Annotated in this window: 23 protein-coding genes; 22 read left to right on the forward strand and 1 reads right to left on the reverse strand. The window is 54.7% G+C overall.

Features of this window, described 5'->3' with window-relative positions; genetic code table 11:
• The first annotated feature begins 117 nt into the window (after nucleotides 1–117).
• Nucleotides 118–3,240 carry a family 43 glycosylhydrolase gene (locus MKX63_RS28295; protein ID WP_341021876.1) on the forward strand — a complete coding sequence of 1,041 codons (3,123 nt, stop codon included), beginning with the start codon at nucleotides 118–120 and terminating at the stop codon, nucleotides 3,238–3,240.
• 20 nt (nucleotides 3,241–3,260) lie between these two features.
• Nucleotides 3,261–4,973, forward strand: a complete 1,713-nt coding sequence (locus MKX63_RS28300) for a hypothetical protein (protein ID WP_341021878.1) — start codon at nucleotides 3,261–3,263, stop codon at nucleotides 4,971–4,973.
• Between the two features lie 314 nt (nucleotides 4,974–5,287).
• Here the strand turns inward: MKX63_RS28300 and MKX63_RS28305 are convergent, their stop codons facing one another.
• A complete protein-coding gene (locus MKX63_RS28305; RefSeq protein WP_341021880.1) occupies nucleotides 5,288–6,265 on the reverse strand; it encodes a biotin--[acetyl-CoA-carboxylase] ligase in 978 nt (325 codons plus the stop codon).
• Between the two features lie 249 nt (nucleotides 6,266–6,514).
• Here MKX63_RS28305 and MKX63_RS28310 point away from each other — a divergent pair, with 249 nt between their 5' ends.
• From MKX63_RS28310 to MKX63_RS28405, 20 genes are all read left to right on the forward strand, one after another.
• Nucleotides 6,515–7,066: a biotin transporter BioY gene (locus MKX63_RS28310; RefSeq protein ID WP_341021882.1), complete on the forward strand. Its 552-nt coding sequence runs from the start codon at nucleotides 6,515–6,517 to the stop codon at nucleotides 7,064–7,066.
• Between the two features lie 6 nt (nucleotides 7,067–7,072).
• Entirely contained in the window at nucleotides 7,073–7,207 is a 135-nt protein-coding gene (locus MKX63_RS28315) for a hypothetical protein (protein ID WP_341021883.1), read from the forward strand.
• Between the two features lie 129 nt (nucleotides 7,208–7,336).
• A complete protein-coding gene (locus MKX63_RS28320) occupies nucleotides 7,337–7,549 on the forward strand; it encodes a hypothetical protein (protein WP_341023392.1) in 213 nt (70 codons plus the stop codon).
• A 20-nt stretch (nucleotides 7,550–7,569) separates the two neighbouring features.
• The gene (locus tag MKX63_RS28325; protein ID WP_341021885.1) at nucleotides 7,570–8,370 is read left to right on the forward strand and encodes an ATP-binding cassette domain-containing protein; all 801 of its coding nucleotides are present in this window, start codon (nucleotides 7,570–7,572) and stop codon (nucleotides 8,368–8,370) included.
• Nucleotides 8,355–9,209 carry an ATP-binding cassette domain-containing protein gene (locus MKX63_RS28330; protein WP_341021887.1) on the forward strand — a complete coding sequence of 285 codons (855 nt, stop codon included), beginning with the start codon at nucleotides 8,355–8,357 and terminating at the stop codon, nucleotides 9,207–9,209. The genes MKX63_RS28325 and MKX63_RS28330 overlap by 16 nt, the downstream gene beginning before the upstream one ends.
• Nucleotides 9,206–9,970: an energy-coupling factor transporter transmembrane component T family protein gene (locus MKX63_RS28335; RefSeq protein WP_341021889.1), complete on the forward strand. Its 765-nt coding sequence runs from the start codon at nucleotides 9,206–9,208 to the stop codon at nucleotides 9,968–9,970. The genes MKX63_RS28330 and MKX63_RS28335 overlap by 4 nt, the downstream gene beginning before the upstream one ends.
• A 42-nt stretch (nucleotides 9,971–10,012) precedes the next feature.
• Nucleotides 10,013–11,212: a phosphoenolpyruvate hydrolase family protein gene (locus MKX63_RS28340; protein ID WP_341021890.1), complete on the forward strand. Its 1,200-nt coding sequence runs from the start codon at nucleotides 10,013–10,015 to the stop codon at nucleotides 11,210–11,212.
• A 74-nt stretch (nucleotides 11,213–11,286) separates the two neighbouring features.
• The gene (locus MKX63_RS28345; protein WP_341021891.1) at nucleotides 11,287–12,504 is read left to right on the forward strand and encodes a Tm-1-like ATP-binding domain-containing protein; all 1,218 of its coding nucleotides are present in this window, start codon (nucleotides 11,287–11,289) and stop codon (nucleotides 12,502–12,504) included.
• A 25-nt stretch (nucleotides 12,505–12,529) separates the two neighbouring features.
• Complete coding sequence (locus tag MKX63_RS28350; RefSeq protein WP_341021892.1) at nucleotides 12,530–13,360, forward strand: phosphoenolpyruvate hydrolase family protein; 831 nt, start codon at nucleotides 12,530–12,532, stop codon at nucleotides 13,358–13,360.
• 363 nt (nucleotides 13,361–13,723) lie between these two features.
• Nucleotides 13,724–14,011, forward strand: a complete 288-nt coding sequence (locus MKX63_RS28355; RefSeq protein ID WP_341021893.1) for a hypothetical protein — start codon at nucleotides 13,724–13,726, stop codon at nucleotides 14,009–14,011.
• A gap of 117 nt (nucleotides 14,012–14,128) precedes the next feature.
• The gene (locus MKX63_RS28360) at nucleotides 14,129–15,499 is read left to right on the forward strand and encodes a right-handed parallel beta-helix repeat-containing protein (RefSeq protein WP_341021894.1); all 1,371 of its coding nucleotides are present in this window, start codon (nucleotides 14,129–14,131) and stop codon (nucleotides 15,497–15,499) included.
• Nucleotides 15,496–16,044, forward strand: coding sequence for a nitrous oxide reductase accessory protein NosL (locus MKX63_RS28365; RefSeq protein WP_341021896.1), 549 nt, complete (start codon nucleotides 15,496–15,498; stop codon nucleotides 16,042–16,044). Before MKX63_RS28360 ends, MKX63_RS28365 begins: the two co-directional genes overlap by 4 nt.
• A gap of 2 nt (nucleotides 16,045–16,046) precedes the next feature.
• On the forward strand, nucleotides 16,047–16,868 hold the full coding sequence (locus MKX63_RS28370; protein ID WP_341023328.1) for an ABC transporter permease: 822 nt from the start codon (nucleotides 16,047–16,049) through the stop codon (nucleotides 16,866–16,868).
• The gene (locus MKX63_RS28375) at nucleotides 16,861–17,580 is read left to right on the forward strand and encodes an ABC transporter ATP-binding protein (RefSeq protein WP_341021897.1); all 720 of its coding nucleotides are present in this window, start codon (nucleotides 16,861–16,863) and stop codon (nucleotides 17,578–17,580) included. The genes MKX63_RS28370 and MKX63_RS28375 overlap by 8 nt, the downstream gene beginning before the upstream one ends.
• Nucleotides 17,577–18,101 (forward strand): TlpA family protein disulfide reductase, encoded by a 525-nt coding sequence (locus MKX63_RS28380; protein WP_341021898.1) that lies wholly within the window; start codon nucleotides 17,577–17,579, stop codon nucleotides 18,099–18,101. The genes MKX63_RS28375 and MKX63_RS28380 overlap by 4 nt, the downstream gene beginning before the upstream one ends.
• A 471-nt stretch (nucleotides 18,102–18,572) precedes the next feature.
• A complete protein-coding gene (locus MKX63_RS28385) occupies nucleotides 18,573–19,895 on the forward strand; it encodes an ABC transporter substrate-binding protein (protein ID WP_341021899.1) in 1,323 nt (440 codons plus the stop codon).
• A gap of 80 nt (nucleotides 19,896–19,975) precedes the next feature.
• Complete coding sequence (locus tag MKX63_RS28390) at nucleotides 19,976–20,857, forward strand: carbohydrate ABC transporter permease (RefSeq protein WP_076153858.1); 882 nt, start codon at nucleotides 19,976–19,978, stop codon at nucleotides 20,855–20,857.
• Entirely contained in the window at nucleotides 20,857–21,675 is an 819-nt protein-coding gene (locus MKX63_RS28395; protein WP_341021901.1) for a carbohydrate ABC transporter permease, read from the forward strand. Before MKX63_RS28390 ends, MKX63_RS28395 begins: the two co-directional genes overlap by 1 nt.
• A gap of 18 nt (nucleotides 21,676–21,693) precedes the next feature.
• Nucleotides 21,694–23,430, forward strand: a complete 1,737-nt coding sequence (locus tag MKX63_RS28400; RefSeq protein WP_341021902.1) for a protein O-GlcNAcase — start codon at nucleotides 21,694–21,696, stop codon at nucleotides 23,428–23,430.
• Nucleotides 23,423–24,952, forward strand: a complete 1,530-nt coding sequence (locus MKX63_RS28405; protein WP_341021904.1) for a DUF4127 family protein — start codon at nucleotides 23,423–23,425, stop codon at nucleotides 24,950–24,952. Before MKX63_RS28400 ends, MKX63_RS28405 begins: the two co-directional genes overlap by 8 nt.
• The last annotated feature ends 267 nt before the right edge of the window (nucleotides 24,953–25,219 follow it).

A 25,219-nucleotide genomic window follows, 5' to 3' on the forward strand; every position in this document is an offset into this window, starting at 1 on the left:
TATCCAATTATTTGATTACAAAAACAATTTAAGATCTTCCATTTTTTTAATCTGCCCTGGAGGGTATTATGAGTACGCCAGACGGAATCATCATTCCTGCTAGAAGGAGATGAAAAAATGAAAGCGGTTAATTTTGCCCGAAAAGAACAGAAGTGGTCCAGAACAAGTGTCAAAGCTCTGCTGCTCAGCCTCGTGGTCCTGTTCATGCTGCCTCAGTGGGGAGGGGGCGCTGCGGCGGAAGAATCGGGGCCGGTTACGCCGGAGACGGTGATGGCAGCACAAGGGGGAACGAACGTGACGGATTTCTACAATGTCATCATGCAGACCGGGGCCGATCCCTGGGTATACAAGCACACGGACGGCTATTATTACAACACCTTTGTCAATGCCAGCGGCGTCATGGTCCGCAGGTCAAAGAGCATTACCGGCATTGAAGCAGGCGAGCGGAGTCTGGCTTGGTCGCCCGTTAAAGGAACCATGTACAGCTCCAATGTGTGGGCGCCAGAGATGCATTATCTCAAGGATACGGACGGTCAGTACAAATGGTATATCTACTTCGCAGCCGATAACGGAACCAACGCCAACCACCGCATGTATGTGCTGGAGAATGCCAGTGCCGATCCGATGAGCGGAAGCTGGACCTTCAAAGGCAAGATTACCGATGCCACGGACCGCTGGGCGATTGACGGCACTGTGCTGACGATCGGTGACCAGCACTACTTCATCTGGTCCGGCTGGGAGGACACCGATGGCAGCTTTCAGAATCTGTACATTGCCAGAATGAGCAATCCATGGACGATCAGCTCGCAGCGCGTGCTCCTGTCCACACCGGAATATGACTGGGAGACCTCCCCCGGCCGGATTAATGAAGGACCGCAGATTACGATCAAGGGGAACAAGATCAATCTGGTGTACTCCGCCAACGGAAGCTGGACAGACAGCTATAGCCTCGGATTAATCACAGCCGGCACCAGCGCCGATCTGATGAATCCCGCTTCCTGGACCAAGCGTAACCAGCCGATCTTCGCAAGCGCGAACGGTGTCTATGGCCCGGGCCATCACAGTATCGTGACTTCACCGGACGGTACCGAGGACTGGATCATCTACCATTCCGCCCGCTGGCCGGGCTCAGGCTGGACCCGCAATGTCCGCACGCAGAAGTTCTCCTGGAATACAGACAACACGCCGAACCTGGGAGAGCCTGTTAATCCGAACAATCCGATAGCAGTCCCATCAGGCGAGCCGGCCCGAATTCGTTATGAAGCCGAACAAGCTCTGCTTGTAAAAGATCCGGCTGGCGCTTCATCCCCGGCGGTCCGGCGCGAAAGCTCCGCCTCCGGCGGGATGAAGATTACCAGCCTCGCGAACACCTTCGACTATGCCCAGTTCAATGTCAATGTGCCGGAAGCGGGCTTCTACGTGCTGTCCGTGCGTAACAGCAACGGCTCAGCGAATGCGGGGGATGCCTCTCATATCCTGTCGGTTAACGGCGGCTCCGGAGCGTCGATGAATATCGTCTATTCCGGCGCGAACCGCTGGGGAGCCTCTACGGCGAAAATCTATCTTCAGCAGGGAGACAATGTTCTCCGCTTCTTCAAGGGGAACAATCTGGCGGACATCGACAGCCTGGATTTATCCCGGCTGAATACCTCGGAGCTGCTGTTGGGGGCTCCCGGATATACGCTGGGACTTAACGAGACCCGCAGCCTGCCCCTCTATACAGTAACAGGAACTACCTATTCTGCTGTCACGGCAGGCGTGGTCCTGACCTCGTCTGATACGAACGTAGCCGTTATTCAAGCTGGGAATCAAGTGAAGGCCGCCGGAGCAGGAAATGCAACCATTACCGCCTCCTATAACGGCAAAACCGCAACCGCAGCAGTTAACGTCAAAGCTGATCCGAAAACAGTGCAGTCCTTGGTGCTCACCGGGCCGGAGCCTGTGCTGATCAGCGGCCAGACCAGCTCACCGCTGCGGGCAAAAGCACTTTACAACAATTATGAAGTTCAGGATGTAACTGCGAGTGCGCAGTACACCAGCAGCAATCCAGGCGTGGCGGCCATTGACCCGGCAACCCATACAGTAAGTGCTGTTCAACCAGGCACGGCGCTAATTACAGCCGTAAACGGCGGCAAGCAAGCCACTTACCCAATAACAGTTATTAACGCTTCAAATGCCGTTCAGGTCACTACAACAGTTAAGACACCTTCCGGCATGGTTCCTGCGGTTCCAGGCGTGGTGAATGCTGTCTACCACAACCAGCCGGTTCAGGCACAGGTAACCGGCAGCGAGACGGCAGGTCTGGACTTCAGTACCATTGGCACGGTTCAGATGCCTGTGACCCTCAAGATAGACGGGCAGGAGTTCTCTTCCACGATTTCTGTAGAGGTTGTGCCGGGCTATGGCCTGGATGAGATCGTAAATCAGCTTCGCAGCAAGCTGGCTAATAACTCCTATCCGCTTGGGAACGGGGCAGGCAATTATAGCGGAGCCAAGTACGCTGACTTCGTTGCCGCCGTGGATCATGCGGAGGCGTTGGCCGGTAATGCGGAATTGACGCAGGCGCAGTTCAATGCAGAGCTGAATGCACTTGCTGAAGCGGAAGCCGCCTTGCTGGCTTCACTGAATACCACACAGAACGGGATAACCTATAAGGCTTACCGGGATTTCTCCGGCGATACAACCGGCAAATATCCCTATGGCATTACAACGCAGGATCTGACGAATGGCGCCGCCGCTGTGGTTCAGGAGGAAGCAGGCAATAAATTCCTGCGGTTAACCACAACCTCAGTAGCAGGCAAAGCCAACCTCTTCTTGCCTTATGCGGGCGATGTAAACGCTGAGGGGAATCAGCGGATTGTTATCGAGTACCGCGTCCGGTTAAACAGCAACTTCCAGTATGCCAACGGCGCTATGGTAAGAAATGATAGCGGGACCGGCAACTATTCGATGGTGACAGCGTTTGATTCCGGTAAAATCCTGGTGCAGAATGGCGGCTCCAACAAGGTCAAGGTGAGAGACTTCTCGCTGGGCACATGGTATAGCATCAAAATGGTCGCGAACTGGGATGCCAAGACGTACAGCGTCTATATCAACAATGAAACTGTTCCGGCTGCTACAGATTTCGCCTTTCGTCATACGGGCGGCAGCACATTGACCGGACAACTGTTCGGCGTTGACGGCTATGCGAATGCGTCTATCGACTTCGACGACTTCAAGGTCAGTGTTACCGGAGATTAAGCAGCGGAGGGATAGACAACATGGCAAGTCAAACTTACGAAAAGTTCACGCCGTTACTGAGTGCCAAGCTCGTTCTGGGGTATCTGACCTCTATGGTGGATGCGCAGGAAGATAATCTGCCCTATTGGCTTGTACTGCCGCATAAGAAGCCAGCTGAGGCTGCCCACTGCCGGGTGGACGATGCGGAGCTGGTCGGCTCCTGGTATGAGGCTATAGATGCGGTGCGCAAAATGCTGAAGACGGGGGAAGGCGCTGCGGTGCAGCAATCCTTTTACCGTCATCTGATGAAGTCCTGGGGGGAGCACGGCCTGCGCTTTCATGAGCCTTATCCGTGGACACATACGAATCATAGCTCTTTTCACGAGATGGGCTATATTCTTCCCGCGCTGAACCGGATGCTGGAGAATGATCCCGGGGATGAGGAGGCGGAGAGCAGAGCGGCCGGGCTGGTCAGGGGAATGCGCTCCCTGGTGATCGAGCGGTCGGTCCGAACCTTCTGGTCGGGGGATTATGAGGAACAGGAGCCGCTCTACGAATTCCCGAATGATGTGTATTTGAAGGACGGCGGCTTCGATCTGTCCAGGCATACCGGGCGGGGGGAGCAGGCGATCCGCAATGCCATTGTTCTTCATTCTCTGGTGCGCAGATATGAGCTTGCCGGAGATGAGGCGGCACTTGATCTCGCAACGGGTCTCGCTAATTACCTGCTCGGACCTTCACGCTATTTCAATTATAAGATGGAATTCTTCGGACATGTCCATTCTGCAGGCTGGGTAGCTTCCGGTCTGGTACGTCTGGGCCGGGTAACGGGCAAGGAGCGGTATATTACCGCAGGCAAAGGAATCTATGATTATATCCGCAGCCTGTCCTCCTCCTTCGGTTGGGTGCCTGAGTATGCCCAGTGGCACCCGCCGCATGAGGAGCATTGCGAGACCTGCTGCATCAAGGACATGATCGAATGTGCAAATGAGCTGATTTTGGCCGGGTACGAGGAATATTGGGAGGATATGACCCTGTATGCGCGGAACCAGCTGGTGGAGAATCAGCTAAAGGTATCTGCCTACGTGGTCACAGACAACACCCGGCCTGACGAAGCAGGCATAACCTACAGGGAGATTGATACAAGAATGATCGGGGGCTTCACCGGAGGCTCACTCGTGAATTCCATGTCGTTATCCAGGTTCCGCTCTATTGCGGGCTGCTGCGTCGGCATGGCTCCGGTAGCCCTGGAGATCATATGGAATCGGGCGGTGGAATTCCAGAATGGCACAGTAATCGTCAATATGCCGGTGGATAAGGAGACGGACGAGGCTACCGTCACCATGAGCTATCCCGATCAGGGATATATGTCCATGACAGCCAAGCAGCCGTGTAATGTTGCGGTACGGGTCTATGATTGGATGGGGACGGACCTCACCGTTAGGTTAAATGGAGCCGTATGTGCAGCCGCACGGGAAGGCAATCTGCTTGTGATCCGCAGTGTTGGAGAAGGGGATACGGTAGAGCTTGCGCATCCGCTGGAGACGGTGGTGGTGAAGGAGACGGTGCGCGGCGAGGAATACAAGGTCTCCTGGAGAGGCTGTGATGTCGTGGATATCGCTCCCCGGGGAGAGCATTTGCGGCTGTATCAACGGGATCTGCGCATCCCGAAGGTGTATCCCGCGCCGGAAGATGTTAACTTCACCGGAGCGGCCAATTACGGTCCCACCCAGCAAGCGCAGGGGAGTAAATAACTTCAGCACTGAAGCAAGCCACAACTAAGCCGTAATTGAAAAACCGCACCCCGCAGGCGTCGCTTGCGGGGTGCGGTTTGTTTGCTTGTTCATACACTTCTACTCCTTTGCTTTTTTAATATCGCGCTAACCAGCTCGGAATATTTATGATCTTCAAGCAGACCATGACCCATAAAGTCAGTAAAGTATTTGCTAAGCTATGCTGCATCTATTTTCTGGCATCAATCAATTCACGCGTCAAATATCCGGGCCGAAACAACGGCATTAAAAAACCACAACCCGCAAATAACGCTTGGGAATTGTGGTTTGAGGCGTTAGAGCAGAATACGAACCTCGCCGCTCGACAGATATTCCTCTTCGCCATTCGGATACCGGACCTTCAGGCGGCAGTCATTGTCGATATCAACGGCGGTTGCCGGTTGCTCTTGATGCTCCTTAACAACCATAATTGTCTCGCCCAAGGACATCATGCGCTGGCGGTAATCGGGCAGGAACAGCCGTTCCTTAAGCTGCTCATAATAGGCCATGAAGCGGTTCAGCACTTCGGCTGTAAGCCGGTTCCGCAAATCCCCTTCGGGATTGCCTGCCTGATAGATAGAGGTCGCAACCTCAGACAGCTCTGCGGGAAAGCCGCCGGAGGGCAGTGTCACATTGATCCCGATCCCGAGCACAGCATAATCCAGCCACTCGCTCTCCAGAGACAGGGAAGCCTCGGTGAGGATTCCGCACACCTTTTTACCGTTCATGAATACGTCATTCACCCATTTGATCTGTGTGCTGAGGTCGGATACACTCTCGATAGCCAGAGCGACCGCAACGGCAGCAGAGGTAGTCAGTAGCGTAGCATCCGCCGCCGACAGCCGGGGACGCAGCAGAATGCTCATATAGATGCCTGTCCCCGCAGGGGAAAAGAAAGGCCGGCCTTTCCGGCCACGCCCGGCGGTCTGCTCCTCCGAGAGAATGACTTTGCCTTCCGATTCTCCGCCGGAAGCGAGCGCCTTCACCAGCTCGTTCGTGGAAGCCACGCTCTTGAAGACTTCAAGCCGCAGCTTCTGCCCCCTGGCATCCAGGTATTTGGACACCGCTGCGGCGGACAGAATGTCCGTCTGCGGGGACAGGGAGTATCCCTTATTGGTGACGGCCTGAATGGAGTAGCCATCGCTTTGCAGTGCTTTGATGGCCTTCCAGACTGCGCTGCGCGTCACGGATAACCGCCCGGCGATATCCTCGCCGGAGAAGTACTCACCCTTATTGCTGTCCAGTAAGGCCAGGATATGTTCTTTGACTGTCATGCCTATAACCCTCCACAAGTCTAACGTTCCGAACTCATCTCTTTAAGTATATTAACATGCTTAGGATCATTAGAAAAATCAAGACTTTTCGTTATTTCTTTAGGGCATCTTATATGATTCAATTGTGAACCTAAAATTAAATAATGGTTTACAATAGAACCATCCTCCACTATAATTCAGCTTGTTGGCTGGACTCCCTAACCGGAAGGCCGTCCAGTTCCTATATCTTATCTCGTGGAGGTTATTGAATTGAGAATTAAAGAGTTGGTCTATGCAGCCTTATTTGCTGCGCTAATCGCGGTGCTGGGCTTGATTCCGCCCGTATCCCTAGGCATTATTCCTGTACCTGTCACTGCCCAGACGCTTGGCGTCATGCTGGCCGGCTGTTTCCTGGGCTGGCGGACGGGTGCGCTCAGCCTGATCGTTTTCCTTATCCTCATTGCGCTAGGCTTGCCGGTCTTACCAGGCGGACGCGGCGGGCTGGCTATCCTGGTTGGACCGACAGCAGGCTATTTGTTCAGCTGGCCGCTGGCAGCCGGGCTGATCGGCTGGTTCGCTGAAGCGGTCTGGCCGAAGCTCCGGGCCTGGAAGCTGTTCGCTGTTAATCTGATCTTTGGCGTTCTGCTCGTTAATCTGATCGGCGCTTCGGCCATGGCCTGGATCACACATACTCCGCTCTGGACCGGACTTGCCGGGTCTGCGGCTTTTCTGCCCGGAGATCTGATCAAGGCTCTGCTGGCCGCCGTCATCACCATGCAGCTCCGGGCGCTCAGTCCGCTTGAAGACAAGAGAAGGGGATAGACAGCGATGAATCTGGCAGAGCTTATTCTGGAGCGTGCACAGCAGGTCCCGCACCGCATCGCGATATCGGACGGACAGGAGATTATGCGGCTATGGATGGGGAGGGGCAACTGCGCCTGGCCGGACGCGCAGGCAGTATGATCAAGAGCGGAGGACTGAAGGTGTTCCCCGAGGAAGTCGAGGCCGTACTGCTCCGCCATCCCGCGGTCCGGGAGGTGATGGTGTGCGGCTTCCCGGATGACCGGTGGGGAGAGCAGGTCACAGCGCTCATTGCGTGGAGCGGTCCTGGTCCTGGCCAAGCGGATGCCAGTCGGCAGAATCGGCGGACAGCTCTGTACGCTGGAACCGGAGCAGCTGCTGGCTCCGCTGATTCAGCGGTTAATCCATGAGGCCCGTCTGCCTCCCGAATGGATTGACGATGGGGCTGGCTGTACTTGTCGAAGGGATACCCCGCAGATGAGCGGGTATGAAAGTGAAGGATAGAACAGAAAGGAGCAGCGCCAATGCTGATTTTTGACCGGGTGAATTATGATTACCGGCAGAGGGAGCCTGTGCTCCGCCAGCTTAGCTTCGGGATTCATCCCGGTGAATTCGTAGCCGTCACCGGAGCGAACGGCAGCGGCAAATCCACAGCCGCCAAGCTAATGAACGGGCTGCTGCGGCCTAGAAGGGGAGAGGTAAGATTGGGGGCACTTAGTACCCTGAACCGGGATGATCTTGTGAGCATCCGTGAGCGGGCCGGACTTGTCTTCCAGAACCCGGACGATCAGTTCATCACGGCGTCGGTGCTGGATGAAGTGGTGTTCGGACTGGAGAATCTGCGGGTGCCGGGAGCAGAGATGAGGCAGCGTGCAGAGGCTGCCCTGCGGGCTGTGCAGATGGAAGCCTACGCAGACGCCTCTCCGCATCAGCTATCCGGCGGACAGAAGCAGCGGGCCGCCGTGGCTGCTGTTATCGCCATGCAGCCGGAGATTCTGATCCTGGATGAAGCAACCTCCATGCTCGACCCGCAAGGGAGACAAGAGCTTCTTCAGCTTCTGCATGGCCTGCACCGGCAAGGCCTGACGATCATCCACATCACGCATCATATGGATGAGGTGCTGGCCGCTGACCGCGTTCTGCTGCTAAACAACGGGGAACTGGCCTATGACGGGCCGCCTTCCCGCTTGTTCAGCAATAACTCTATCGCCGGGCAGGCGCTGGAGCTACCTTTTACAGCCAGATTGTATCAGGCTCTTGGACTAGATGTATCCGTAAGCGCGGACTGGAAGGAGGGGATCAGGCAATTATGGGCTATGCGTTAAGGGATATAAGTGTAAGGCTGGACGGCCGGGATATCCTGCGTTCGGTAAGCTGCCATCTTCAGGAGGGGAAGTGGATCTCGCTGATCGGCCGGACCGGGGCCGGGAAGTCTACTTTTGCCAAGGTGGTTAAAGGGCTGATTCCCTTCTATAGAGGCGAATACACACAGCATGGACAGCCTATGCCAAAAGACCGCCACGGACGGCTGAAGGTGGTTCCGCAGATCGGCTATGTTTTTCAGTATCCGGAGCACCAGCTCTTTGCGGCGACGGTGGAGCAGGAGCTGGCGTTTGCGCTCACTGTGCAGGGGGTATCCAGAACAAGCGTGGACCAAGCTATTCATGCGGTTATGGAAAAGGTGGGGATACCCGCTGTGCTTCTTCCGCAGAATCCGTTCCAGCTCAGCGGGGGGCTGAAGCGGCGGGTGGCGATAGCTTCTGTGCTGATTGCGGACCCGGAGCTGCTGATTCTGGATGAGCCGGCGGCAGGGCTTGATCCAGGCAGCAGAAGGTCACTGCTCTCCCGGCTCCGAAGCTGGCAGAAGGAGAACAGGCGGACGGTGCTGTTCATTTCCCATCAACTGGAGGACGTAGCCGAATATTCGGATGAGGTGATTCTTTTCCATGAAGGGCGCAGCTTGGGTCACTACGGGGTGAATGAATTATTCCTGAAGCGCCCGGAGCAGATGGAACAGGCTGGCCTGCCTCTGCCGGAGCCGGTGCAGCTCTTAAGACTCATGGAGCAGTTATCCGGGCAGAGGCTGGAGCCGGCAAGCTGCCGGGAAGCCGATATTATGGAACGGGTCAGAGCAGTCTGGCACGGCAAAGGCAAGCTGGCATGAGCACTGCGACCGCTTGGGGGCAGTATGTCCATTCCAATTCTGTCATTCACCAGCTTGATCCGCGGACCAAGCTGTTGAGCGTCGTTGTGTTCACCCTGTGCTGTATGCAGCTAAGATCACCCTGCGGATATTTGGCAGCTGTTGTACTTGCAGGGAGTTCCATGCGGTTATCCCGTCTCCCGCTTCGTCTGTACCTCGGCGGCTTACGGCCGGTGCTCTTGTTCCTGCTGCTGCCGCTATGCTATCATCTTCTGTTCAACCGGAGCCAGGCCGGTATCATGACGGAAATATTCAACCTCTGGCGCATTCTGCTTCCGGTCGCGTTTGCCCTGGTCCTGACACGGACCACAAAGCCGCTGGATCTGGCCAAAGGCCTGGAAGTCATGTGCAAGCCGCTCGCCCGTCTGGGGATTCCTGTGGAAGCCTTCGCACTGATGGTCATGCTGGCGGTCCGCTTCATTCCGACCATCAGCCAGGAGCTGGACCGCATTCTTATGGCGCAGAAGGCACGGGGCTGCGAAATTGGGAGCCTCCGAGGCCGCCAGCGGCTTCAAGCCTGCCTGCGTTTAATCATTCCGCTGCTGGTTACTACAATCGGCCGGGCCGAGCAGCTCGCTATGACCATTGAGGCCAGAGCTTACGGAGACGGGAGGGGCCGGACCTCGTTCAGAGTGCTGCACTTCTCGCGAATGGATGCTGCGGCAGGGGGAATCATGCTTGTGTATACTCTGCTGATTCTATCAGGCTGGCGGCCATGGTAAGATGGACAAGAAGTGAACAATGTTAGAGAGAAGGGATGACACTTGAACCGGCCTGCTATTCTGGAACGGCTCCAGACACAGCTTCGAGAAGGCAACCATATTATCGGTGTCTCAACAGGCACGGGAATTACAGCCAAGGTTGCCGCTGACAGCGGAGCAGACTTCATTCTCATGCTGAATTCGGGCAAGTTCAGGCAGATGGGGAGAAGCTCGCTGGCTGGGTTCCTGCCCTTCTGCAACAGCAATGAGATGGTGATGGATTTTGCCTCGAAGGAGATAGTGCCGCTGGTGAGAGACACTCCGGTGCTGTTCGGGCTGAATGCGAATGATCCAACGAGAGAAATGTCCCTTTATATAGAAGAGATCAAGGCCAGAGGCTTCGCGGGAATGAACAATTATCCGACGGTCGGCCTGATCGACGGGGTGTTCAGAGAGGCGCTGGAGGAAGCCGGGATCAGCTATGACAGAGAGGTTGAGGCTATATGTGTGGCTCATCAGCAGGGGTTGTTCACCGTGGCCTTCGTCTTCGACGAATCCCAGGCGGTCCAAATGGCCGAAGCGGGGGCAGATGTGATCTGTGTGCATCTCGGCCTGACCGTAGGCGGATTGCTGGGGGCGCGGAAGGTCGTCTCCCTGGAAGCTGCCAAGGCGAAGGCCCTGCGCATTCTCACTGCCTGCGGGGAGGTTAAGCCTGAAGTCATTAAGATGATTTACGGCGGGCCGGTCAAGACTCCGGTTGATGTTCAGTACATGTACAGCAGCAACACGCAGATAATGGGCTACATTGGCGGCTCAGCCTTTGAACGGATTCCCTCCGAGATGTCGATTACATCCATAACCCGCGATTTCAAGCGCCTGGGCAAGCTGGATGAGGATGATCTCATGGTCAAAATGCTCAGCGGCATCACCCGGCATTACGATTACGTAGAATTCGTCAAAGAATATGTCGCCCAGAATTACAGCGAGGAAGTTGTGTTCGCAGATCTGGCCAAGGTGGCGCATGTGTCACGCAGTTATTTGAGCAGCTTATTTAAAAAAGAAGTCGGGTGCAGCTTCCAGAGCTATCTGGTCGGTTTCCGTATGCAAAAGGCTGCCATCCTGCTCCAGGCCCCGCACCTGCCATTATCCGAGGTGTCCGCAATGGTCGGCTACCCCGACTATGCCCAGTTCAGCAGAATGTTCAAAAAGCTTATGGGCTGCTCGCCCAAGCAGTACAAATCTAACCTAAACACAAAAACATAGGACATAAAAGCGTTTTCATATATAAAAATGCCCGGTATGATGAATCTATGATACGCATACGAGGAGGCAGCAGAATGAAGACGATCGCTATAGCTGGAACGTTTGATACGAAGGGTGAGGAGTACCTGTACATCAAGCAGCTTGCAGAGGAGCTGGGCCTCAAAGCCCTGATGATCCATACCGGTGTTTTCGAGACGGCCTTCCTTCCCGAGGTGTCTAACCGGGAGGTCGCTTCCGCCGCAGGGGTGGAGCTGGACGAGCTTGTTGCTAAGAAAGACCGGGCGTTAGCTACAGAGGTGTTGTCAAAAGGACTGGAGCAGCTCGTTCCCCGGTTATACCAGGAGGGCAAGTTTGACGGCATTATTTCCTTCGGGGGCACCGGCGGAACATCACTGGTTGCTCCTGCTATGAGGGCCCTGCCGATTGGCGTACCGAAGGTGCTGGTATCGACGGTGGCCTCCGGAAATACCGCCCCCTATGTCGGGACCAGCGATATTATGATGATTCCGTCTGTCGTGGATGTCTCAGGCCTCAATTCGATCTCGACAAGAATATTCAGCAATGCGATGTTTGCCATCGCAGGCATGCTCCTGTTCGAAGCAGACTATGAACCGGAGAAAAAGCCGCTGGTAGCAGCCACCATGTTCGGAGTGACCACGCCTTGTGTGACCGAAGCGCGCAAATACCTGGAGGAGCGCGGCTACGAGGTGCTGGTATTCCATGCAACCGGAATTGGCGGACAATCGATGGAGGCGCTGATCGAAGCGGGTTTCATTGAAGGAGTGCTGGATTTAACCACTACCGAATGGGCGGATGAGCTGATCGGCGGCGTCTTGAATGCAGGGCCGCACCGCCTGGAGGCCGCAGGCCGCAACCGTATTCCGCAGGTCGTCTCGGTGGGCGCTCTGGATATGTGCAACTTCGGACCGGCGGATACCGTACCGGAGAAGTTCAAGGACCATAGGTTCTATCAGCATAATCCCACCGTCACCCTGATGCGGACGACCGTGGAGGAGAATGAGCAGATCGGCAGAAAACTGGCCGAGAAGCTCAATATGGCGACAGAGAGCACGGTGCTGATGCTGCCGCTTGGCGGCATTTCAGCCATTGATGTGGAGGGGCAGCCTTTCTACGGCCCTGAAGAGGACCGGATGCTGTTCGATACCCTGCGCCGGCAGGTGGACCGCTCAAGGGTTGAGCTGATCGAAATGGACTGTGCGATTAATGATCCGGCTTTTGCCGAGGCGGCAGCCCGGAAGCTGGTTGATCTCATGCAGGCTGCGAAGGCCTGAACCACACATTAAGGAGGAGCTACTAATGAATAAACTGACCAGAGCCGAGATTATGGATAGATTCAAGCAAGAGGTGAAGGCGGGCAAAATTCTTCTTGGTGTCGGGGCAGGCACGGGGATTACCGCCAAGAGCAGTGAGGCAGGCGGAGCGGATATGCTGATTGTGTATAATTCAGGCCGTTACAGAATGGCAGGACGCGGTTCACTGGCAGGCTTGCTGTCGTATGGGGACGCCAATCAGATCGTGGTGGAGATGGGCTCGGAGGTGTTGCCTGTCGTCAAGGATACGCCCGTTCTGGCAGGGGTATGCGGCACCGACCCGTTCCGGGTGATGGAGGTCTTCCTGAAGCAGTTGAAGGAGCAGGGCTTCAGCGGTGTGCAGAATTTCCCGACAGTGGGTCTGATCGATGGCGTATTCCGGCAGAATCTGGAGGAGACCGGGATGGGCTACGGGCTGGAGGTCGAAATGATTCGTATCGCCCATGAGCTGGATATGCTGACCACCCCGTATGTATTTGATCCTGAACAAGCGCGGGCCATGGCAGAAGCAGGCGCAGATATTCTGGTTGCCCACATGGGTCTCACCACCAAGGGCACCATCGGTGCAGTTACCGCGCTGACGCTGGACGATTGTGTAGAGCGTATTGAAGCGATTATCGAAGCCGGACGGGCGGTCAATCCGGAGATTATGATTATCTGCCACGGCGGCCCGATTGCTGAGCCGGAGGATGCGGCTTATGTCATTCAGCGGACGAAGGGCATCCATGGATTCTTCGGCGCATCGAGCATTGAGCGCTTCGCCGCGGAGCAGGGAATCACCCGCCAGACCGAGTCGTTCAAAGCGATTGGGCAATAAGCAAGAAGATAAGATCAAAAATTAAAGACCACAGCCCGGCTTCCGCCGATTGTGGTCTTTTTTTGTTATTATAAGCTGCGATGAGGGATGGGGCCCCATACCCGTAACATTTTAGAGAAATCCTGCAAAAAGTGCAACAATGCTGCCCAATAGAAGCGCCAGATACTGAAATCCTGCATGAAATGCAACAAAGCCAGCGATAACTTGATTTAATCACCGGAATTCCTGCAAATGATGCAACAATGTACCATAGTCAGTAACATTTTTTAGAGAAATCCTGCAAAATGTGCAACAATGCGATCCATACAAACGGTCCGAGAGAGGAAACGCTCAGAATTGGTGAGAGATAGGCGGAGCACCACCATGAAAAGAAAAAGCACTTCAGAACGTATGCGAAAACCAACTATAATACGTGGACAAAAAGGAATATGGGACTGGATGCACGGGCTGTACAATGCCAACGGCCGTAGCACAGTGAAGGGGATTGACGGCGAAAGCTTCCGTATGCTGAATTCATTCTGGGGCAAGGATGATCATGAAGTGTTCTTGCTTCAAGACTGGAGGCGTGCAGAAGACGCCCGGTTCATCTATACAGTTACAGATAACAATACGATTAATCACATTTTAGACACATTTTTTTGTCAAGGATAGCTAAAATGGGCTATGGTCAGCGGAGCTCCTATTACCTACAATGGGAGCGTTATCATTGCACAGCTGTAAGGCTGGAATTGGGAACATTACTACGTCACTATGTCGAGGGAGTGAACAATGCTAATCTCACAAGGCTTTCGTCCATCCCGTTACACCAAAGTAAGGGCTGTACTGTTGGCAGGCTTGTTCATTATATGCCTGTTCTGCTGCCGTGAGGTCAATGCAGGGAGCAGTACAGAAGCGGCTCTTCCGCTTCAGCCCATCATTGATTCAGCCAGTGAGGGAGATCTCATCACCCTGGCTCCGGGAACCTATTCCGGTCCGGTCCGGCTGAATAAGCGGGTGACGATTAACGGTAACGGCAAGGCAATTCTGCTGCATACGGCTAAAGATGAACAGGCGGCGGTGCTGATCGCAGCAGACGGTGTAAGGCTTGAGAATCTGAAGATACAGCAGAATAACGACGGGGAAGCGGCAGCTGTACGCGTTGAAGCGGACAGGGTCACCTTGAAGGGACTGGTGATTCATTCGGCAGGGTACGGAATACTGCTGCGTGAAGCCGATGGCGGAGTGATCTCGGATAATAAAATAAGCTGGTTCATCCCCAAAGGAGAAGCACCGGGAACGAGAGGCAACGGGATCGATCTCTATAACTCTCACGGTGCTGTGATCCGGGGCAACGACATCGTTTATCTGCGAGATGGCATCTATCTGGAGAACAGCCGCAATACGGTGGTGGATCAGAACAAGCTTGCTTATCTGCGTTACGGGGTCCATTGCATGTATATCAATGGCTCGAAGGTCACTAACAACACCGGGGAATACAACATTACCGGCGCGATGGTGATGGGCGTAACGGATGTGGTGGTGTCCGGGAACTCCTTCCGCAAGCAGAGCCGGAATGTACATTCACAGGGAATTCTGCTCTACGATGTGCAGAATTCAGAGATTATGAACAACCGGGTCGAAGGCAACCGGGTGGGGATCTACATGCAGCAGTCCTCAGATAACAAGCTGCAGCAGAATCTGGTGCTCCGCAACTATATCGGTGTACAGTTCGAGAATGCAGAGGGCAACCGCTTTGAGCGTAACGGGTTTATTGCGAATGTCATTGAGGCCCAGGCCACAGGCAGCAGGAACAATGATATGAACGGGAATTACTGGGACGCCTTTGGCGGACTGGATCTCACGGGGGACGGGGTTAGCGACCTGAAGTATGCGATCAACCCCTTCTATCAACAGTTGGTAGCCGGGAATGCAGCGTATCAGCTGTTTTTCCAGTCACCGGGGATGACCTTCCTGAGTGATATGTACACCGGCGGTTCGGCAGGGTGGTCCACAGATTCAGCGCCGCTGATGCAGCTTGAGACAGGTACAGTTAGCCCGGATCAGGCGGCAGGCGGACAAGGCACGGTCATGGTAGTAGGCTGGCTGCTGCTGTTCCTGTCTGTCATTACAATCATATACTTGGGGGTATTGCGGTTATGAAACGATGGAGTCTGGTATTGATGGTAGCAATGAGTCTGGTGATCCTCGCGGCCTGCGGGCAGAAGAAGTACGAGCCGGTAGCGGTTAATGAAGACGTCGATATCTGCGTGGTCTGCAATATGCAGGTGAAGGATGATGCCTTCGCCACTCAGCTAACGACCAAGGACGGCAAGAATTATAAGTTCGATGATATCGGCTGTATGAATGAGTGGAAGAAGAGTAACGGCACGGAGCAGATCGGCATGGATTATGTCCGCGACTATAACGACAAGAGCTGGGTTGAATTCAGCAAGGCGAGCTATGTATATGACGCTTCTCTGCGTACACCTATGGCTTATGGAGTGATTAGCTTCAAGGACAAGGCGGCAGCAGAAGCGTTCGTGAAGGAGCAGGGGGTAGGCGCTGTGCTGACCGCCGGAGAGCTGGCCTCCCATGAATGGAAGCAGAACAAGGATATGATGAACATGGGCATGCAGAGCGGGGAAGGTCATATGGAGGAGCATAGCTCAGAGGAAGGCACGCATTCCGATGAGACGGATATGTGAGTATGGCTGACATCCTGCACATTGCCCGCAGAGAGCTTAAGATGGGCTTCCGCAACCCGTGGGCCTATTCTTTCCTGGTCTTATTCTGCACCTTCAGTCTCGGGCTGCTGCTGATCCATGCGAATAATGCGGTGGAAGGCTATACTGCCGTTACGGGCTCCATGCTGAGCCTGATTCTGTATCTTTTGCCGCTGATGACATTATTTCTGGGCTCCTTCTCACTGACCTCGGAACGGGAAGACGGAAGCTGGCAGCTCTTATCCACCTATCCCATTGGAACCATGTCCTTCGTTCTGGGAAAATACACCGGTCTGGCCGCTGTCCTGCTGACGATTGTAGTGTTTGGTTACGGGCTGATGGGGCTGGTCAGCGGCCTGCTCGGGATGGCTTTTGCGGCGGATACTTACTTCCTGTTCCTGGCCTTCTCGGCAGGTCTGGTCTTACTGTTCCTGACTCTCGCCCTCTTCATTGGCTCGTTATCCCGCAACCGCTGGCAGGCCTTGACGATCTCTGTAGCGGTCTGGTTCTTCGCTGTAATCGGCTGGCCGACGTTCCTGATCGCAGGCCTCGGGCTGCTCCCGTATCTCTGGATCAAGCCTGCGCTGATCGTGCTGACGATTCTTAATCCGGCTGAACTGGTGCGTCTGTTCGTGGTGGTAAAGCTGGGCGGAGGGTCGGTCCTGGGACCGGAATATTATCAGTGGGTGGAATGGATTAGCCGTCCGGGCGGCAGTCTGCTGTTCCTCGGGGTCTGCACGGCCTGGGTACTGCTGTCTGTCTTAGCGGTATATTGGATCTGGGAGAGGGGGCGTTCCCGTGGATAACCCGTTGGTGCAGGTGAAAGAGATTACCAAGGTCATAGGGCGGCAAGCACTGGTTGAAGAGATCAGCTTCCAGGTTCCCGGCGGCAGTATACTTGCCTTGTGCGGCGGGAATGGAGCCGGCAAAAGCACGGTGCTGCGGATGGTAGCCGGGATAGTGCAGCCGACTTCCGGTGAAATTACAGTAAACGGGCTGAAGTGGAAGCAATCCCGCAAGCGCTTTTCCATGCAAATCGGCTATATGCCGGATGATTATCAATTCAGCCACGGACTGTCTGCGGAAGAGCTGCTGAATTTCTGGGCGGCATTGCGCCGGATTCCCAGACGCAAAGAGCGGGTAGAGGAGGTGCTGGCTTTAGTCGGGCTTGCGGATAAACGCAACACCCTGGTGACTACCTTCTCCAAGGGGATGCGCCAGCGCGTCCTGTTCGCGCAAGCGCTGCTGGCGAAGCCGCCGCTCCTGATTATGGATGAGCCGACTAACGGGCTGGACCCGTTCTGGATGAACGAATTCGTGAAGCTGCTGCAGGACATCCGGGAAGAGGGGCATACCGTCCTCTTTTCCACCCATCAGCTGGAGATTGCGGATCGGGTGGCTGATCAGATTGTCTTCTTGAATCAGGGCAAGCATGTGGGGTCAGGTACGACGGCAGAGATCCGGGCAGAATTCGGTTCGCTGTACGCCGCCTTTCACCACAGTCTGGGGCTGGAATGAAGCTGCGCCGGATCGTTACTCTGCTGATTATTGCCGCTGCCTCCGCTGCCGGAATCTGGGTGTACCTTCAGCAGTCCAGCCAGCCTCCTGCCGGGAGAATGACTATAGGGGCTTCAGCTCCGGCGTTCGAAGCGGTAACCTTGCAGGGGGAGAAAGTGAGTCTCAGTGAATACAAGGGCCGGGTCGTGCTGCTTAACTTCTGGGCTACCTGGTGCAAGCCCTGTATGCGGGAAATGCCGCTCTTAAATGAACTAAGCCAATCCGCAGAGCTTCCAGTCGAGACCTTGTTCGTGAACGCTGGGGAATCTAAGGGGACGGTATCGGAGTATATGGCGGAGCAGCGATTTTCATTTCCCGTAATTATCGATGTTACCGGAAGGATATCTGCCTCGTATAGCGTCAATGCACTGCCGACAACTTATATCATCAATAAGGCGGGCGGGATAAGCAAAATCGTGGCCGGAGAGATCGGGGATCTCGATAACCTAAAGCAATGGCTGGTTGAGGCCGGAGCTGAATAATTATATTCTATACAAAGTATAAAAACGGTAAGCTCTCCCAAAGTCATGAAATACAGATAATTATTATCTTTCAAAAAAAGCGAAACAGACGATTTAACTGTTTCGCTTTTTTATCTTAGAAGAAAATTTCCAGAAGGGATTTTTTAATTTTCAGCAATTCTGCATAAGTAATTACATCTTTTTTCCAAGCGGGCGGTGTTCTTCAGGGGCGTTTGGCTTAGCGTTTTGGACTGAGGTGCTCTTATCAGGGAAGAAAGTGGTCACATGGGTGATTAACGGACCCTCCATTCGTTTAAATCTGATTTTAGAACTCAAAAAAGAAAAATTATTTCTTTATTTATTTTATTTTAGGAAAAATATTTTATTTAAATCCGAATTCTGCTATACTCATTGCAAAGAGGGAGCAATAAGTCAGGAATCCTGACGCGGGAAGGGCGCTCGCCTTACACTTAATCTGAGGGGGAATGTGGTGTGGGAACTAACAGAAAGAGCTTCACAGTATCGCTGCTGCTGACCATGTCTATGCTGCTTGCGGCTTGCGGAGGAAATGGCAACACCAAGGGGACAACGGATGCCGGAAGCACCGGAGCACCAGGCACGGGCGCTGAAGCTACGGCTGCGGCAGAGCCGGTGAAGCTTGAATTCTGGACGATTGCACTTCAGCCTACGTTCAATGATTACTTCAATAATCTGATCACCCAGTATGAGAGCAGTCACCCCGGGGTGACGGTGGAGTGGAAGGACTATCCCTATGATGCGATCTCGCAGCGGCTGTTGACTAGTACAGCAAGCGGCAAGAGTCCCGATGTCGTGAATCTCAACACCGAGTTCGCCAGCCAGTTAGGCAGTAAGGGAGCGCTGCTGAATCTGAACGAGTACCTGACGGATGAGCAAGCGAAGAGTTATTTTGAGGGGATTTATAATTCTACGGTATTGGGCGGCCAGGCTTACGCGCTTCCCTGGTACACAGGCACAGAGGTGCTGTTCATGAACAAAAAGCTGGTAGAGAAGGCCGGCCTCGACCCTGCCAGTCCGCCGCAGACCCGTGAGGAGCTGGTGGAGTGGGCCCGCCAGGTTCATGAGAAGACCGGGGCTGCGGGATATGCGCAGCAGCTGGTCTCCAAGCTGTTCCCGATTGACGGCATCCCGATTCTGAACGAGGACAAGACGGCCGCAGCCTTCAATACGCCGGAAGCCGAGGCCATGATCACCCAGATGCGCGATTTGATGAAGGAAGGCGTGGTACTCAAGGAGGATGCGGACTTCAGCAAGCAAATCCAGTATTTCTCAGGTGAGCAGGTGGCCTTCCAGCTATCCGGCCCGACGTTCATTAACTTCATTAAGACCTCCGCGCCGGATGTCTACAAGAACACCATCGCTGTCCCGCTGCCGACAGGCAAGGCAAATCTGCGTCTCTCCAACTCCATGAACCTGGTGGTGCCGCAGAAGTCGAAGAACCCGCAGCAGGCAGTCGAATTCGCCGCCTTCCTTACGAACGCCGAGAACCAGACTGCCTTCTCCAGGGTCGCCAACACACTGCCGTCAAGCAAGGCATCGATTCAAGATCCGTTCTTCACCGACTCTGACGGTTCACTCGAAGCTGAAGCGAAGGTGGCTTCCTCGCAAAGTCTCGACAAGGCTACCGACTATATGGTCGGCGTCCCAAGCGCCGCAGATATCAACTCTGCGTTGGCGCGGGGCTTGCAGGAGATTCTGATGAACGGCGCAGATATCAAGGAGACGCTAGACAAGGTAGAGAAAGAAGTCAATAAAATTATCAGTCAGGGCTCCTAAGCTGCTGAAGCATAGCTGATAAGGGGGAGTTTCTCCCCCGATTCAATTGAGGGTACTTGAAGGAGTGGGAGGTGTAGCGGGTGTACAAGGGGTTTCGGTCTGAATCTTTTACTGCATGGGCGTTTATGGCGCCGGGGCTGCTGTTTCTGGCGGTGTTTACCTTTTGGCCGATTATATACGGAGTACCGCTCTCATTAACAGATTATTCGGTCATTGCCGAGACGAATTATGTGGGTCTGGATAACTTCACCCGGGCCTTCCAGGATCATAATTTCCTGATTTCACTGTGGAATTCACTGGTGTATGTGCTGATTGTGCCGGTGATCCAGATCATTTCGATCTTAATGGCGATTCTGGTCAACAGCCGGATTCCTGGAGTCAAAATGTTCCGGGCCGCCTACTATATACCGGTCGTGACCTCAATGGTTGCGGTGGCGCTGATCTGGAGCTGGCTGCTCGGCAATAACGGAGTTGTCAATTACCTGCTGCTGAAGGCAGGGATGATCAGTGAACAGGTCTCCTGGTTGTCCACGAGCAGCACGGCGCTGTATGTTCTAATGTTCATTACAATGTGGAAGGGTCTCGGCTATTACATGATGCTCTATCTGGCCGGGCTTCAGGGCATTCCGGCAGATCTGTATGAGGCTGCCAGGGTGGATGGTGCAGGGCCGCTGCGGCTGATTGTACATGTAACGCTGCCGCTGCTGCGACCGCATATTCTGTTCTGCACACTGATTTCGGTCATGGGCGCGATCCGGGTGTTCGATGAGGTCTACATTCTGACCAAGGGCGGGCCGGGAACGTCCACATTAACTTCAAGCGTTTATATTTTTCAAAAAGGGCTGGAGCAGTTCAACTTCGGCTATGCCTCGGCGCTCGGGCTGATCGTCAGTGTGATGGTGGGAGCGCTTAGTGTACTTGTATTCAGATTGAACCGGAAAGGCGGGGTGAATTCCTATTGATGCCGCGTAGCTTACGTGTTCTGATTACTTATCTTCTGCTGATCCTGCTCGCCCTGTTCATGATGGGTCCGTTCCTGTGGCTGCTCAGCGTCTCGCTGATGCCGGGGCGCAACGTGTTTGCGAACCCGCCGGCGATTCTGCCCACCTTCATTGCATTCGACAACTATGTGCAGGTATGGAACTTCATGAATTTCCCGCGTTACATTCTGAATACGGTCATCATCACGCTGCTGGGAGTCGTGTTCAACATTATACTGTCCTGTCTGACGGCGTATCCGCTGGCTGCCTTCCGGTTCAAGGGCCGGAATCTGGTCTTCACACTGCTGATCTCGACCATGATTATTCCGTCGGCAACCGCCATGATTGTGCATTATCTGACGATTCAGGCTTTTCAGCTGGGCAATACGTTCTTCGGCGTTGTTCTTCCGGCTGCGGTGTCCGTGTTCAATATCTTCCTGATGCGGCAGACGTTCCTGGGTATTCCGGCAGACATCCGGGATTCGGGTAAAATGGACGGGGCCTCCGAGCTGCGGATCTTCATCCAACTGGTCATGCCGCTCGTCAAGCCGGGGATTGCGGTGATTGGATTACTGGAGGTCATGGCGTTCTGGAATAACTTCCTGTGGCCGATTGTCGTACTGGACGACCCGGAGAAGTATCCGCTCGCTGCGGCGCTGACGTATCTGAACGGGCAATTCTCCTATAACTTCGGCTGGATTGCCGCCGGAACCATGATCTCGGTGCTGCCGATCATCCTCGTGTTCCTGTTCACGCAGAAGTATTATATGGAAGGGATTGCCGGCGCGATAAAAGGCTAACTAAGGAGGCATAACTCAATGGGAATTTCGTTACGGGACTGCCAGTATTTGTTCCGCGACTTTTATTCGCAAGGGAAAGAGCTGACCGTGGAGGGGCCGCAGCTGCGCTGTGAATTGGCCTCGCGGTATGCCATGAATCAGGATGTCCACGGTCTGATGGAAGAAGGCGGAGACATCGCAATTCTGGAACCGGCCGGTCCGGGCGTAGCCACCGCCGATAAAGGCAATGCGCAGCTGATGCTGGAGTATGACGGCGGGATTGCTGCGGACGGCTATCGGCTTGTGATTGGAGAGGACGCGAAGCTGGTCATTGCTGCGTCTAACCGGCGGGGGCTAAAATACGGGCTGGATGCGCTGACAATGCTCCTTACCGCGGAGGAGGATTGCTGCCGCCTGCCGGTGGTTACGGTGGAGGATGAGCCTTCTTTTGCGGTGCGGGGCATTATTGAAGGGTTCTATGGCGTACCCTGGAGCTTCGCGGACCGGATGGATTCGGTGAGATATATGAGTGAGCACCGGATGAACGCGTTCATGTACGCGCCGAAGGATGATCCGTATCACCGGAAGCTGTGGCGTGAGCCGTACCCGGATGAAGTGTTTGCCAAGATTCATGACTTGAAGCGGGAATGCGACAAGCATCTGGTGGATTTCTACTATTGTATCAGCCCGGGCAATGATCTGGAATTCCGCAGCAGTGCGGATTTCTTGAAGCTGGAGGAGAAGCTTGCGGCCATGATTGCGATTGGAGTGCGGCATTTCGCACTATTAATGGATGACATAGATTATGTGCTCCAAGGTGACAACAAGCAGTTCCTGGAGCGCTCCGGGACCGCCCATGCTTATGTGACGAACCGGGTCTATGATTACTTAGCCGAATGTCTGCCGCACTTCACCCTGGCGATGTGTCCTTCGGAATACTGGTCGTATTGGAACACGGAGTACAAGAAGGATATCCTTGAGCAGCTTCATCCCGCTGTCAAGGTGTTCTGGACCGGATATTTCGTCTTCGCCCCGGAGATCGGCCGGCGGCATGCGGAGGATAACTTCAATTATTACGGGCATGAGCTGTGGCTGTGGGACAATATTCCGGTGAATGACTGTGACAAGGACCGGCTGTTCCTCGATCCGGTGCGCGGGCGCAGCTCCCGGCTCGGCAGGTACGGGCATACAGCGGTCGTCGCCAATCCGATGAATCAGTGGGAATGCTCCAAGATCACGCTGGGCACGATGGCCCACTATATGTGGAACAGCGAGCGTTACATGCCGGAGCTGTCCTGGGAGCTGTCCGTGCGTGAATTCGCCGGAGAGCTTGCGGAGGACATGATGTTCTTCTGCCGCCAAAATCTGAACAGCCGCCTGTATTCCGGCGACTACCGGGACCTGGACGATGCGCTGGCGGAGCGCGATCTGGAGCGGCTGGACGCCTATTTCAGCCGGCTGGAGCAGACTGCCGTGCGGCTTGGCGGATTAGACAATGACAAGTTCATAGAAGAAGCTGGACCTTGGCTGTGCCGGGCCATCGGGGATGCTATGCTGTGGCGGGCTGTGCGCAGACAGCTCACGGACCCGCTGAACCCGCAGGCACAGGCGGAAGTTTACCAGCGCCTGGAGACCTGCCGCAGCTACGGTGTACGCCTCGGCATTGATGCGGCCGTGCGTGCGGCTGAGGCACTGGGGATCGGGCTGCCGGAGATGGAAGAAGAGATTAAGGAGGATTTGAAGGAAGCGACAAAGGAGGAGGACAGACATGACTAAGCTTCATAAGCTGATTCTGGTTCCGCTCGATGAGCGGCCCTGCAATTATGAATTCCCGTATCTGCTGGCTCAGGGAACAGATTATACGGTAGAGCGTCCGCCCGCCGGGATTATGGGCCTGAAGAAACGTCCGGGTGATGTTGAGCAGCTGTGGTCCTGGTTCGAGGCTGCCTGTGAAGGTGCGGAAGGTGCGGTGGTCGCGCTGGATACACTGCTCTACGGCGGTATCATTCCCTCGCGGCTGCACCAGCTGGAGCTTGAAGTGCTGGAGGCACGCCTGGAGCGGCTGCGGGAGATCCGGCGGCGTTATCCGCAGCTGAAGCTGTATGCGTTCCAGCTCATTATGCGTTGTCCGCAGTACTCCCTCTCGGATGAGGAGCCCGATTATTATGCCGACTGGGGCCGGGATATCTTCCGCAAGGGCTTTACCGGCCACCGGCTGGAGCTGGGCATTGCCACGGATGAAGAGATTCGCGAGCTGGCTGATATCGATCTCCGGCTCCCGGCAGAGGTGCTGCAGGATTATCTTGGCCGCCGGGCGATTAATATAGAAGCCAACAAGCAGGCGCTGGAGCTGGTGAGTGACGGAGTAATCGACTTCATGATTGTGCCGCAGGATGATTCGGCCCCGTACGGGCATACCGCCAAGGATCAGGAGAAGGTACGGGCACGGATTACGGCGCTTGATCTGGAGCTTAAGGTCTATATGTATCCTGGAGCAGACGAGGTGGGCTGCACACTGCTCGCCCGAATGCTGAACATGGCCGAAGGGCGGAGGCCGCTGGTGTACCCGCGCTTGTCCGCTGTGCAGGGGGCGTTTGTGACGCCGCTGTTCGAGGACCGCTTTTTCTATGAGACATTGAAGTATCAGATTCTGGCGGCTGGGGGGCTGATTGCATCCAGTGCTGCGGAGGCAGATCTGGTTCTGCTGGTCAGTACACCGGGGGAGACGATGGCGGAGGCGGTGTCGCAGCATCATGCTTACTTCAGCTATGATATCTACCGGAATCTGATGGAGCTGGTGGAGTACGGGGAGCATCTGCTTCGTGAACGGAAGATAACGGTGGCTGTAGCAGATGTCGGGTATGCCAATGGCGGTGACCAGAAGCTGGTTAAGATGCTGCGGCAAAAGAACCTGCTGTTCGACCTGGCCGGATACGCCGCCTGGAATACCAGCTCCAACTCGCTGGGAACCGTAATCTCGCAGGCGATGCTCTATCTGATCTACGGACGTACAACTGGCCATCTGGATTTCCTGGCGCTCCGCTATGCCGAAGATGTATGCTATTGTTCGGTAGTGCGCGGAGAGCTTAGTGATGGCCCTGTGCAGGAGATGGGCTATGGCAAATATGAGCTGGACGGACCGCGCGGGCGCGTGGCTGCCCGAGTACAGGAACGGCTGAGTGAGGAGCTGGCTGGCCGGATTGACAGTCCATCGGGGAGCGTGAAGATTACCGATTGCTATATGCCTTGGAACCGGATGTTCGAGGTGGGCTTAACTGTAGAGTATGTGCCCTTGTGAGGGCGAGTTGACTCTATCCATTTTCAATTGAAGCAAACATTCAGAGATAGGTGTATTCTGTGCAATTAAAAACAAGGAAATGGATAGATTTACTCCTCTAAATGTAGTCTGTACAACTAAATTTCCCAAATGGGCCAAAACACAGGCACTGCAGGCATTTTAAATGTACAAAATACAACTAAACGAATCGTAAGCGGAACATCAGATGATTTAATTGTACAGAATGCACTTAAGCATATCGCGTATACCTTAAACGGGGCATCGCAA

The sequence above is a fragment of the Paenibacillus sp. FSL R7-0179 genome (assembly GCF_038002265.1).
GTDB lineage: Bacteria > Bacillota > Bacilli > Paenibacillales > Paenibacillaceae > Paenibacillus_AQ.

What these genes read in the sequence shown, in the direction of transcription:
- MKX63_RS28370 (WP_341023328.1), top strand. Translation starts at nt 16,047, where the DNA reads ATGGCTGACATCCTGCACATTGCCCGCAGAGAGCTTAAGATGGGCTTC.
- MKX63_RS28355 (WP_341021893.1), top strand. Translation starts at nt 13,724, where the DNA reads ATGAAAAGAAAAAGCACTTCAGAACGTATGCGAAAACCAACTATAATA.
- MKX63_RS28300 (WP_341021878.1), top strand. Translation starts at nt 3,261, where the DNA reads ATGGCAAGTCAAACTTACGAAAAGTTCACGCCGTTACTGAGTGCCAAG.
- MKX63_RS28400 (WP_341021902.1), top strand. Translation starts at nt 21,694, where the DNA reads ATGGGAATTTCGTTACGGGACTGCCAGTATTTGTTCCGCGACTTTTAT.
- MKX63_RS28380 (WP_341021898.1), top strand. Translation starts at nt 17,577, where the DNA reads ATGAAGCTGCGCCGGATCGTTACTCTGCTGATTATTGCCGCTGCCTCC.
- MKX63_RS28405 (WP_341021904.1), top strand. Translation starts at nt 23,423, where the DNA reads ATGACTAAGCTTCATAAGCTGATTCTGGTTCCGCTCGATGAGCGGCCC.
- MKX63_RS28365 (WP_341021896.1), top strand. Translation starts at nt 15,496, where the DNA reads ATGAAACGATGGAGTCTGGTATTGATGGTAGCAATGAGTCTGGTGATC.
- MKX63_RS28345 (WP_341021891.1), top strand. Translation starts at nt 11,287, where the DNA reads ATGAAGACGATCGCTATAGCTGGAACGTTTGATACGAAGGGTGAGGAG.
- MKX63_RS28330 (WP_341021887.1), top strand. Translation starts at nt 8,355, where the DNA reads ATGGGCTATGCGTTAAGGGATATAAGTGTAAGGCTGGACGGCCGGGAT.
- MKX63_RS28325 (WP_341021885.1), top strand. Translation starts at nt 7,570, where the DNA reads ATGCTGATTTTTGACCGGGTGAATTATGATTACCGGCAGAGGGAGCCT.
- MKX63_RS28360 (WP_341021894.1), top strand. Translation starts at nt 14,129, where the DNA reads ATGCTAATCTCACAAGGCTTTCGTCCATCCCGTTACACCAAAGTAAGG.
- MKX63_RS28305 (WP_341021880.1), bottom strand. Translation starts at nt 6,265, where the DNA reads ATGACAGTCAAAGAACATATCCTGGCCTTACTGGACAGCAATAAGGGT.
- MKX63_RS28315 (WP_341021883.1), top strand. Translation starts at nt 7,073, where the DNA reads ATGAATCTGGCAGAGCTTATTCTGGAGCGTGCACAGCAGGTCCCGCAC.
- MKX63_RS28295 (WP_341021876.1), top strand. Translation starts at nt 118, where the DNA reads ATGAAAGCGGTTAATTTTGCCCGAAAAGAACAGAAGTGGTCCAGAACA.
- MKX63_RS28395 (WP_341021901.1), top strand. Translation starts at nt 20,857, where the DNA reads ATGCCGCGTAGCTTACGTGTTCTGATTACTTATCTTCTGCTGATCCTG.
- MKX63_RS28350 (WP_341021892.1), top strand. Translation starts at nt 12,530, where the DNA reads ATGAATAAACTGACCAGAGCCGAGATTATGGATAGATTCAAGCAAGAG.
- MKX63_RS28335 (WP_341021889.1), top strand. Translation starts at nt 9,206, where the DNA reads ATGAGCACTGCGACCGCTTGGGGGCAGTATGTCCATTCCAATTCTGTC.